Source organism: Bacillus sp. HU-1818, assembly GCF_022695965.1.
Lineage (GTDB): Bacteria > Bacillota > Bacilli > Bacillales > Bacillaceae > Bacillus > Bacillus atrophaeus.
In genome coordinates this window covers 157,515-170,559 of record NZ_JAAPBE010000001.1, presented here as the reverse complement: position 1 = coordinate 170,559, position 13,045 = coordinate 157,515, and the positions used below count along the sequence as shown (strand labels likewise).

Sequence of the window (13,045 nt, the reverse complement as noted above, 5' to 3'; positions counted from 1 at the left end):
AAGAAATGATAACTGAACAATTAAGCCTATCGTTACAGCATCCTATTATGCGAAATCACAAGGTATATGGACAAGCGTTATTACCCGGCCTTGCTTATATAGATCTCATTTATCAAGTATTTCAAGAACACGGTTACGATTATCAAGAACTTGAACTTAAACATGTAACCATTTTTTACCCGCTGATCGCGGAAGAGACATATGACATCATTCTTTCTATTCACGTGTCTGAAAGCAACGAAGGAAAATGGGTTATTCAAATTGACGGACAAAAACAGCAAGGAGACTTGTTAACAGACAAAAAACAATATGTAACTGCAGAAATGCATCAAAGAGAATCTGTTGCTTTCAGCGAAACCATTGATATGACTCATTGGGAAAAGACGGCTGACAGAGTTGTAGATTTGTATGATATCTATGACCAGTGCCGCCGCCATGAATTGGTGCATACAGGGATGATGAAGGCAAAAGGACAGATATATGAAGCGGGTGAAGGCGCCCTTATTGATATTTCTGTCGGCCAAGAAGCTCTTGTTCATTCCGAGTCGTTTATGTTCCACCCGACTCTCATTGACGGCAGCGGATTAGGGTCAAGCGTCCTGCTCTCGAATACGAATCAAGACAGACAGACTCTTTATCTGCCTTTGTTTTATGAATCCTTTTCCGCTTCGGAATTATTACAGAAAGAATGTGCGGCTCGCATTCAATCTTCTTCAGTGCGTCAGGAGAAAGAACTTACTTATATGACGATTGAATATTTCAATCAACACGGAAAAAAGGTAGCCGAGCTTAAAAACTTTGCAAGTAAATCTGTGCGTGAAGCGGAGGCCATTCATCCGGAAAGAAAGGAAACGAATAGGTCTCAAGCAATGATGCAGCGGAATGAATCTGTTCAGATGGCAAGTGAAGACAACAGCCGGGAATATGCTGCAATTGAAGAGTTTTTACGTCAGCTTCTGGCTGAACAGCTTGGAAAACCGGCAGAACTGATTGAAACACATGCCGGGTACTATGAGCTTGGTTTGGATTCGCCTTCCTTGCTTGAAACCGTTCAGGCGATTGGTTCCAAGATTGGGGCGGATCTCTCTCCGACCCTGCTGTTTGAATACACAACCATTGCAGAATTATCAGCTTATCTTGCTGAAAACTTTTCATTTGGAGAGGCGGACAACGTTGTCCGCCAGTCTCCTTTACCTATGCCGAAAGATCCGGAGCCAGAATCAGTAAAGACTGATGAAACTGTATCGAAAGCCTGCGGGGATATTGCGATCATTGGGATGGCAGGCCGTTATCCCAAGGCTGAAAATATACAAGCATTTTGGAAGAATCTAAAGGCGGGCATGGATTGCATCACTGAAATTCCGCCATCGCGCTGGGACTGGCAGGAATTCAGCCATTTGAAATCGCCTGCCGGGAAGCCTGTGTCAAAATGGGGCGGATTTATCGAGGATGCAGATTGCTTTGATCCTCAATTCTTCAGAATATCTCCCAGAGAAGCAGAAAACATGGATCCCCAAGAACGTTTGTTTTTAGAGGCTTGCTGGGAAGCGATTGAAGATGCGGGATATACACCAAACACGCTTGCAGCACCGCAAGGCAGACATAAAAGACAGCATGTCGGCGTATTTGCCGGCGTTATGCATAAAGATTACTCCCTGATTGGAGCGGAGGCTTTATCTGAAGACAACCCATTTCCTTTGTCACTGAATTATGCTCAAATCGCTAATCGGGTTTCTTACTACTGTAACTTCCACGGACCGAGTATGGCGGTGGATACTGTATGCTCTTCTTCATTGACCGCCGTTCATTTGGCAATAGAGAGCATCCGAAATGGAGAATGCGAGGCGGCACTTGCGGGCGGAGTTAATTTGTCGCTGCATCCGGCTAAATATATAAGCTATGGCAGTGTGGGAATGCATTCCAGCGACGGATATTGCCATACGTTCGGTCTGGATGGGGACGGCTATGTATCGGGAGAAGGCGTAGGAACGGTTCTGCTGAAGCCTCTGAAAAAAGCAGAACAGGATGGGGACCGGATCTATGCCGTCATTAAAGGAAGTGCCATTAATCATGTAGGAAAGGTAAGCGGAATTACGGTTCCGAGTCCTGTGGCGCAAGCTGACGTCATCGAAGCCTGTTTAGAGAAAACAGGGATCAATCCTAGGACCGTCAGCTATGTAGAAGCCCATGGTACAGGCACCTCCTTAGGAGATCCGATTGAAATTCAAGGGTTGGTGAAAGCTTTCAGCCGGGATACGCAGGATAAGCAGTTCTGTTCCATCGGTTCCGTGAAATCAAATATTGGGCATGCGGAGTCTGCAGCCGGAATCAGCGGCTTGTGCAAGGTCGCGCTTCAGCTACACTATAAAACGCTGGTGCCGTCTTTGCATTCACAAGAGCTGAATCCGTATCTTAAACTGGATCAATCTCCTTTTTATGTCCAGCATGAAACAAAGGAATGGGAGCAGCCGACATTGACAGAAAACGGGGCTAGCACCACCTATCCCCGCCGTGCCGGATTAAGTTCATTCGGAGCTTCGGGGTCAAATGCGCACCTAATTCTGGAAGAATACATCCCGGCAGCTTCTGTATCTCCTGCAGCGGAAGCCGCACCGGCTATCATTCCGCTGTCTGCCAGAAACAAAGACAGGCTGCAAGCCTATGTGAAGAAACTGCTCGATTATCTTCATGAGGACATCAATCTTTCTGAGCTTGCTTTTACATTACAGTCAGGACGCGTAGCAATGGAAGAGCGGGCAGCTTTTCTGGTGACAGACATAAAGGATTTAATCGTTAAATTAAAAGCATTTGCGGCAGGCAATGAGAGAATCAATGATTGCTGGACCGGACAGGTCAAAGATGTGAATGAGCTTTTTATGTCCAGCGTGAATCAAGCCACAATGGAATTGGTGCAGAAGCCGATTACTGAAGCTGGTTTGAAAAAATTGGCGGAAGCATGGGTTCAAGGAAAGCCGGTGAATTGGGAAGAATTGTACGGGAATAAGAAGCCGCTGAAAATCAGTGTTCCGACCTATCCGTTTGCAAAAGAACGTTATTGGATACCGGCACCTGAAACGAAAAACAGCAGCACCGATGCCCAATTACATCCGCTGCTGCACCGAAACACATCAGACTTCGCTGAGCAGCGTTTTAGTTCTACCTTTACAGGCGAAGAGTTTTTTCTCTCAGATCATGTAGTTAATGGTCAGAAAATTTTGCCGGGCGTAGCGTATTTGGAAATGGCTCGTGAAGCAGCGGAAAAAGCAGCGGGTGTTCTGGAAGATGAACAAAGAGTGGTGTCACTCAAAGATATCGTGTGGATACGGCCTATCGTGATTGAGAGCGAACCGAAAGAGATACATATTGGCCTTTATCCGGAAGATAGCGGAGAGATTACCTATGAGATTTATAGTGAATCGGAAGATATGGATGAAAATCCGATCATACACAGTCAGGGCAGTGCAAGGATAGGCGACGTAACGGACATCCCGGCCTTAGACATTAAAACATTGCAGGCGCAATGCAGCCTGGAGACCGTAGCGTCAGAGCAATGCTATGAGGCGTTCCGGAAGATAGGGCTTGACTATGGCGAAGGCTATCAAGGAATTGAAAAGGTGTTTGTGGGACAAGACCAATTGCTTGCAAAAATCTCCTTACCCGCTTTCTTGAAAGGCGGCCAGCAGCAATTCTTGCTTCACCCTAGTGTAATGGATTCCGCTTTTCATGCTTCGATCGGTTTAATTGTAAGTTCAGTCAACGCAGATACTCAAACACACAAACTGTCGCTGCCGTTTGCAATGCACGAACTTGACATCCTTGGCCCTTGCCCTTCTGACATATGGTCCTTTATTCGGTACAGTCAGGACAGCAAAGCGGATGACAAAGTGAGGAAGTATGATATTGATTTATGCGATGAGAACGGCAACATTTGTGTGCGGATGAAAGGGGCTTCCATCAGAGCATTGGAAGGAGAACATTCATCTGCATCGAAAACGAATGTGGCAGAAAATGCGGCGCATCCGCCAGTCGGGCATACGATGATGATTCCCGCCTGGGAACCTATTTCTGCAGATGCAGAGGATGATGTTCCAGATTTTGAAGAGCGGGCAGTTTTAATTGGAGGGTCTGAGGATGACCGGAGATTAATTAAACAGCATGATTCGAAGATTACAGTTTTAGATATTCATTCAACAGATGACATCTCAGCGATATCGAACAAGCTTCAAGCTTGCGGCAGCATTGATCACGTGATATGGATCGCACCGTCCCGCCTGCTGAACATAATGTCAGAGGATCTGTTTATTGAAGATCAGGAAAAAAACGTTCTTCACGTTTTTAAGATTGTCAAAGCACTTCTTCAATCAGGATACGGCGACAAAGCTGTAACATGGAGCCTTGTCACTGTCCAAGCACAGCCGGTTGTTCAACATGAATCAATAAATCCTTCTCATGCCAGTATTCACGGGCTTGCCGGCACAATGGCCAAGGAATATCCGAACTGGAAAATCCGGCTTCTTGATCTTGAGGAAGACAGCGCTTGGCCAATCAAGCAGATGTTTACACTTCCAGCTGACCGTCAGGGGCATGCTTGGGCTTATCGAAATCAGCAATGGCATCAGCAGGAATTGATCCCGTTTCAACACTCTCCGTCAAACAACACTCTGTATAAAACAGGGGGAGTGTATGTGGTTATCGGCGGTGCGGGATACATTGGTGAAGCGTGGAGTGAATATATGATCCGCAGCTATCAGGCGAAGATTATTTGGATTGGCCGCAGTCAATTAAATGACGCCATCCAGGCTAAATTAGACCGTCTTGCAAACGTCGGACCTATGCCTCACTACATTGCTGCCGATGCAGCTGATGTAAACTCCTTGCAGCAAGCTTATGAAAAAGTGAAAGAGCGTTATGCCCGCATTCACGGCGTCATTCATTCAGCGATGAACTTATCTGAGCAAAGTCTGGAAAATATGAGACTTGATGAATTCAGATCGGGGCTGGCGGCCAAGGTAGATGTGAGTGTGTGTATGGCTCAAGTATTTGAGCGGGAAGATTTGGACTTTGTCCTATTTTTCTCTTCGCTTGTGGCCTATATCAAAAATGTGAAGCAAAGCCATTATGCTTCCGGCTGCGCTTTTGCCGATGCTTTTGCTTACCGGCTTTCTCAAAACTGGACGTGTCCGGTAAAAGTAATGAATTGGGGATATTGGGGAAATAGTGAAGCGGCTGGTGATGAGAATTTTGTCCAGCTCATGGATCAAATAGGCCTAGGCTTGATTGAACCGGAGGCAGGAATGAACGCATTACAAGCACTGCTTTCGGGGCCTGTCAGCCAAGCGGCTTTCATTCATACAACCAAACCGGTTGCTGTAGAAGGCATGAATCAGGAGGAAGCCATAACCGTTTACCCGCACCAGCATCAGGTTGACGTCAAAAGCTTGAGAAGGCGTTTGTCAGAAAAAGGGTCAAATGTAGAGCCAGAGCATATAAAAGGAGTAAAACATAAGGAACTGGATGATTTCCTTTACAGGCTTCTTTTAGGTCAATTGCAAAAGGCCGGATTGTTTAAAGGTGACAGATTATCTGCGGAACAACTTAAACGAAACAATAAAACCCGTGATTTTTATGAAAAATGGCTTCAGCAAACTATAGCATTCCTTCTGGAGCATCACGACCTTAAACAAGATGGAGATTCATTTGTGTCCAAAGCCAGAGCAAATCGAAATATAGATGAGCTTTGGAAAGAATGGGATGAGAAAAAGGCAGAGTGGCTGAAAGACAGCAATACGAAAGCAATGGTTGTTTTGGCAGAGTCCATGCTTAAAGCATTGCCGGATATTCTGAGCGGAAAAGTGCCAGCGACGGATATTATGTTCCCTCATTCCTCTATGGAATTGGTGGAAGGAATCTATAAACACAATCAAGTTGCAGACTACTTCAACCAAGTGCTTTCTGATACATTAATTGCTTACTTAGAAGAGCGGCTGAAAGAAGACCCGCAAGCATCCATTCGGATCTTGGAAATAGGCGCGGGCACCGGCGGTACAAGTGCCGGCATTTTTCAAAAGCTGAAAAGCTATCAACAAAACATTGAAGAATATTGCTATACAGATCTATCCAAAGCATTTTTGATGCATGCGGAAAAAGAGTATGGTCCAGAAAATCCTTATCTGACCTACAAAATCTTTAATGTGGAAGCACCAATTGTAAATCAGGAAATTGATGCAGGCGGCTATGACATTGTGATTGCGGCTAATGTCCTGCACGCGACGAAAAATATCCGCCAAACCTTGCGTCATGCGAAAGCGGTTCTAAAACATAACGGATTACTCTTATTAAATGAAATGGCCGGCAACAGCCTGTTCCCTCATATTACATTCGGGCTTTTGGAAGGCTGGTGGCTATATGAAGACCCTGAGCTTCGTATACCTGGCTGTCCCGGTTTATATCCTAATGCGTGGGAAAAGGCTTTAGAAAGCGAAGGCTATCAAGCGGTGTTCTTCCCGGCTGAAAAAGCTCATGACTTAAGCCACCAAATCATTGCGGCACAAAGCAGCGGGGTCATTCGCAATGTAACCGCGCCAAAGGAAAACGCGCTTACGGCAGAAAGAGATTTTCGTTCAAGCCCATTACAAGACCAGGCGGCTGAACAAATGAACGTGGCGGAGGAAGCCGGACAAACAAAAAATTCCGCACTCCAAGAGAAAAGCACGGAGTATATGAAAAAATTAATCGGAGAAACGCTGAAAATCCCAGCCGGCAAGATTGACTCGTCTGAACCGCTGGAAAAGTACGGTATCGATTCTATTGTCGTCGTCCAGCTGACCAATACGTTACGTAAGGTATTAGATCATGTCAGCAGCACGTTATTTTTTGAGTACCAAACCATTGATGCATTAGTAGCGCACTTAATCAAAACAAAAAAAGAAGCGCTCATAAAGCTGACGGGGTTAGATCATCAAATGCAGAATGACAAGCGAGTGGCAAAGCCGCTTCAGGATGGGCCATCGCAAGAATCGCCGCAGACCTTCAGAAAATCCAGGCGCTATCGCAAGCTTGGAAGCCAAAAGGAGCAAGAAGAGCCATCCCAAGACATGACCAGCCGAGATGTAGCCATTATCGGCATTTCCGGACGTTACCCTCAGGCGGAAACGGTTGCTGATTTTTGGAACAATCTAAAAGAAGGAAAAAACTGCATTGAAGAAATACCTAAAGACCGCTGGGATTGGAAGAGATATTACGATGAAGAAAAAGGAAAAGAAGGGTCGATTTATACGAAATGGGGCGGCTTCATAAAGGATATGGATAAGTTTGATCCTTTGTTCTTTCAAATTTCTCCATTAGAAGCAGAAAGAATGGACCCTCAAGAGCGATTATTTTTACAAACCGCGTATGCAAGTATTGAAGATGCGGGATACACGCCGGAAACGCTGTGTTCAAGCAGAAAGATCGGCGTATTTGCGGGAGTAATGAACAAAAATTACCCTACTGGCTACGGCTACTGGTCCATTGCAAACAGGGTGTCTTACCTTTTGAATTTCCAAGGGCCGAGCATAGCCGTTGATACGGCCTGTTCTTCTTCCCTGACAGCCATTCATTTAGCGCTTGAAAGCATATACAGCGGGTCAAGTGAATGCGCCATCGCCGGAGGAGTCAATTTGATTGTCGACCCAATCCATTATCAGAACTTATCTGTCATGAATATGCTCTCAACAGGTGATAAATGCAAATCATTCGGGGACGATGCGGATGGATTTGTTGATGGAGAAGGTGTAGGAGCCGTCATCTTAAAGCCTCTAAAAAAAGCGATTGAAGACGGTGACCATATTTACGGTGTCGTTAAGGGCAGCATGGTGAATAGCGGAGGAAAAACCAACGGCTATACTGTGCCAAACCCGAACGCGCAATGCCAGTTAATGAAGGAAGCCTTTCAAAATGCGAATATTTCGGCTCGGACCATCAGTTATCTGGAGGCTCACGGCACGGGCACGGCATTAGGTGATCCCATTGAAATCGCAGGATTAACAAGAGCTTTTGAGGAAGACACAACCGACAGGCAGTTCTGTGCGATCGGTTCTGCCAAATCCAATATCGGACATTGTGAAAGCGCGGCAGGCATCGCAGGGCTGACAAAAATACTGCTTCAGCTTAAATACGGCCAAATCGTGCCTTCATTGCACTCTGAACGGTTAAATCCAAATATTGAATTCGGCCATACTCCTTTTATCGTCCAGCAAGAGCTCGGAGAATGGAAACGACCGATCATTGACGGCCAGGAGTTGCCGAGACGCGCAGGATTAAGCAGTTTTGGTGCGGGAGGGTCAAATGCTCATATTGTCATAGAAGAATATATTCCGAAAACGGAGACGCAAACGCTATACGCTCAACCGCCGGCTTTAATCGTGCTGTCAGCAAAAAATAGCGAACGGCTTCGGGATAGAGCAGAACAGCTGCTGGCGGCCGTCAGTGAAAAGAGATATAGCGAAACAGATCTTGTCAGGGTGGCCTATACCCTTCAAACAGGTCGTGAAGCGATGGAGGAAAGGCTCGGCTTTATAGCAGATTCTATTGAAGACCTTGAGACCAAGCTGCACCATTATATAGAAGGTAAAGAAGAAACAGATACTCTGTACCGGGACCGTACTGATCATAACAAAAGAGCATTGGCTGTCTTTTCAGCTGATGAAGATATGGAAAAGATCATAGATGCCTGGATAAGCAAAGGAAAATATACAAAATTACTGGATCTTTGGGTGAAGGGCTTGTCCTTTGATTGGCACAAGCTTTATGGAACAAAGGCGCCGATCCGGATCAGCCTGCCGACATATCCTTTTGCAAAGGAACGTTACTGGGCCTCAGTGAATGAAGAGAAACCAGCTGTAAGGAGAGCGGCATCCACAGAGGACCATATGGAACAGCAGCAGGAGACGGCAGAAGACTTTCAGCTGATGACGTTTAAAGAGGTTTGGAAAGAGATGCGCGCACCTGAAGCAGCCCGTAAGAATATAAAAACGTTGGTTTGTTTTCTCTCTGACGAAAAACAACAAGCATTTGTTTCAGCTGTGCAAACCTTTGATAAAGAGACGCAGATCATTTTTATTTCACAAGGTGCGGCATTTGAAAAACAATCTCAATATCACTACCGTATTTTACGACATGAGCCAGGCACATATAAGGAAGCCTTCCGGCGCATTCAAGAAGAACACGGTGAATTCGATGCGATTCTCTATTTATGGGCGTTAGAGGATAAAAGTTGTATTCAAGATTACTCATGCATTGTATATCTGTTACAAGCCATGACGTCTGCAAAGATTCAGCCTTTCCGGCTGTTATTGGCGGGAGGTTTTGAAAATGGCCTGGACCGCTGCTATGTAGAATCATGGATCGGTTTTGAACGTTCGCTCGGACTGGTCCTTCCGAATACAAAAGTCACAGGTGTTTTTCAAACAACTGACAGCAAGAATCGGAGATCAATGGAGGATTGGGCGCGTAAGATCTGGACGGAATTACAGGCTGCAAGCGAACAAACCGTTCTGTATCAGGAAGAACAACGTTATGTATCTATCATTGAACCGACAGCCATACAAGCAGGAAACAGTTTATTGAAGCATGGAGGGACTTACCTGATTACAGGCGGATTAGGAGGGCTAGGTTATTTATTCGCCAAGCATTTGGCTGCAAAATATGCGGCAAACATCATTCTTACCGGCCGTTCGCCTGTCAATGAGGAAAAACAAAACCAAATACAAAAATTAAAGAATTTGGGAAGCAGCGTCATCTACGCAGAGGCGGATGTTTGTGATCCGATTGCGATGGGAGACTGCGTGAAACGCGGCATCGAACAGTTCGGAGCCATCAATGGCGTCATTCATGCTGCAGGTTTAGAAAGCGAGTCTGCTATTTTTGAAAAAGAGATGGAAAGCTTCCGTCACATTATTGAACCGAAAATCAATGGAACCATAGCGCTTGATGAATGGCTTAAAAAAGAAACGCTTGATTTTATCTGTTATTTTTCATCATCATCCGCTATTTTAGGAGACTTTGGCTTTTGCGATTATGCGATAGGAAATCGATTCCAAATGGCTTACGCACATTACAGAAATGAACAGCACAACCAAGGCAAAACATTTGTCATCAACTGGCCTGTGTGGAAAGACGGAGGTATGGCAATCGGTGATGCCGGGACAACCGATATGTATCTGAAATCAAGCGGCCAGCGTCTATTAGAGGCAGATGAAGGTATCGGCATATTTGAACGAATCTTATCTCAACAAGATACGCAGCATCTCATTATAGCAGGTCAGCCTAGCCGCGCCCGACGCTTTTTGGGACTCAATGAACATATACAGCCTGAACCGGCCCTTTCAACTCATCCCGCAGTAGAAAGACAAGATGAGAACAAGTCATTAAGTGTGGAAAAACGTCTTGAAATGGATTTGAAAGAGCATATCCATACTTTGCTCAAAATCTCAAAGGACAAGTTAGAGATGAATAAAAATTGGGCCGACTTCGGATTCGATTCGATCTATTTGGCCAAATTCTCAAACCTATTGTCCGACCATTACAAAATTGAAGTAACACCGGCTTTATTTTTCGGCTATTCCACTCTAAAAGAACTGATCCGATACTTTTTAACGGATCATAAAGAGATGATTGAAGAATTTTACCGGGAAGACGTTCGGAAACAGCCTGTCTTGCCAAAGTCTCCAGCTGCAGCGGATGATGCGGCAGCAGCTAAAGGAGAGGAATCCCGAAAAAGAAAAAGGGTTCAGCAAAATCATGCAGAGCCGATCGCCATTATCGGAATGAGCGGCAGATTTCCTCAGGCGGATACGGTTAAGGAATTTTGGGACAATCTGAAGAACGGAAAAAATTGCATTTCGGAAATTCCAAAAGAACGATGGGATTGGCGCGTTGGTAACGGAGATTCAGAAAAAGCAGTGCCAAGATGGGGTGCATTTTTGAATGACATAGACCGATTTGATCCGCTGTTTTTTCAAATATCACCTAAAGAAGCGGAAAGCATGGACCCGCGCCAGCGCATTTTCTTAGAGGAAGCATGGCATACATTTGAAGACGCAGGATATATGGGAAAACGGATTAAAGGAAAGTCTTGCGGCGTTTATGTGGGTGTGGAAGAAGGGGAATATGCGCATTTAACCGGTGATACGGATTACATTAATGGCACCCAAAACGCCACATTATCTGCCCGAATCGCATACGCTTTGGATTTGAAAGGCCCTAATATGGCGTTAACAGCGGCGTGTTCCTCAGGGCTCGTTGCCATTCATCAGGCATGTTCGGCATTACGCCAGGGAGACTGTGAAATGGCTTTAGCCGGCGGTGTCAGCCTGAATATGACTCAGATGTCATATGAGGCGCTGACTAGGGCTGAAATGCTTTCTCCAAACGGGCAATGTAAAGTGTTTGATCAGGATGCAAATGGGCTCGTGCCTGGCGAAGCGGCAGCAGCTGTGCTGTTGAAACCATTATCAAAGGCGATTGAAGACAAAGATCACATTTATGGATGTATAAAGGCAAGCGGGATCAATTATGACGGGAAAACAAACGGTATCACAGCTCCTAACCCTTTCAGCCAGACGGAATTGATAGAAAGCATTTATGATAAATTTCAAATCAATCCGTTGGATATCCAATATGTGATGGCGCACAGCACCGGATCAAATGTGGGAGATCCGCTCGAAGTCCAAGCGTTAACGAGGGCATTCAGTAAGTATACGAAACAGAAGCAATTCTGTGCAATCGGCTCTATTAAATCGTTAATCGGACACACATTTGCTGCTTCAGGTGTCGTTAGTTTAATCAGCATGCTGATGGCCATGAAAGACCAAACCATTCCAGCGACATATCATTGTGAAACAAGCAATTCATATATTCAGTTTAATGAAAGTCCCTTTGTGCTCCATAAAGAAAATCAGGCATGGAAAAAGAAAAACGGCATGCCGAGGGTGGGAACGATCAGCACGACGGGTATAAGCGGAACCAATGCACATGCAGTAGTGGAGGAATATGACGTAACGCGTTCACACTCAACTGAGTGCCCGCAAGTCATCGTACTTTCTGCTCGAAACGAGGAACGGCTGCAAGCTGTTGCCCGAAAAATGCTTGAGTATGCCAAGCGTAATGAATTTTCTTTACCTGACTTTGCCTATACGCTGCAGGTCGGAAGAGAAGCAATGGAAGCCCGTTTGGCAATGGTTGTGAACAATAAAGAAGAACTGGTGCGAAAATTGAAGGAATATGACGAAGTGGTGAAGAATGGTGAATCAGTCGAAACTTTTGCATCTCTATTTACGGGGAATGCGGAAGAGAATCAAGAACTCCAAGACGAAACAGTTCTACAAGTTTTCGTCAAAAAAAACAATTTGCAAAAAATCGCACAGTATTGGACCAAAGGAAACGATATGTCATGGGAATTACTCCATAAAGGCAATGAAGTTTGCACTATCCCTTTACCTGGCTATCCATTTGAAAGTGAACGCTATTGGGTGTCAGCAGGCAAAAAGGAACAAAACGGGCCAAAAGCCATAAAGCAGTCTATAGAAGAAAATGAAACGGTTCAAGTCTTAGAAGACCAATCAATCCAGGAAAAAATGCAGGAATGCATTGTGCAATTTTTATCGCGGGAACTCAACCTAACGCGGCATCAAATCAGCTTCAAAAGAAAACTTCTAGATTACGGACTGGATTCCATTCTTGGCCGAAAACTGATGCGTCATATAGAAAAAAATGTTCATATCAGAATCACAGGACGCGACATTCTCGAGTTTCAGACGGTCCAGTCATTAGCAGCTCATTTGGCGTTAAAAGCTGAGGGACAAAATCAGCCTATAAAAGTCCCGTCAGCAAAGAAAACGAGTTCATACACTGATGAGCAAATCATCGGCATGATGAAAGAGGTGGCGCAAGGGAAATTGGATTTTAAGAGTGTGCAAACCATCATAGAAGGGAGTAAATAGCATGAATCATAAAGACATTCTTGATGCCTACAGATCGGGAGAATTAACCATCACTGAGGTAGAAG

At 45.1% G+C, this 13,045-nt stretch carries 1 protein-coding gene; it reads left to right on the top strand.

Going from position 1 to position 13,045, the window contains the following annotated elements; translation table 11 throughout:
* The first annotated feature begins 5 nt into the window (after positions 1-5).
* Positions 6-12,980, top strand: a complete 12,975-nt coding sequence (locus tag GXP75_RS00770; protein WP_242555954.1) for an SDR family NAD(P)-dependent oxidoreductase — start codon at positions 6-8, stop codon at positions 12,978-12,980.
* The last annotated feature ends 65 nt before the right edge of the window (positions 12,981-13,045 follow it).

Bases quoted from the DNA above. Each gene is read 5' to 3' on its own strand.
- GXP75_RS00770 (WP_242555954.1), top strand. From the start codon at position 6: ATGATAACTGAACAATTAAGCCTATCGTTACAGCATCCTATTATGCGA.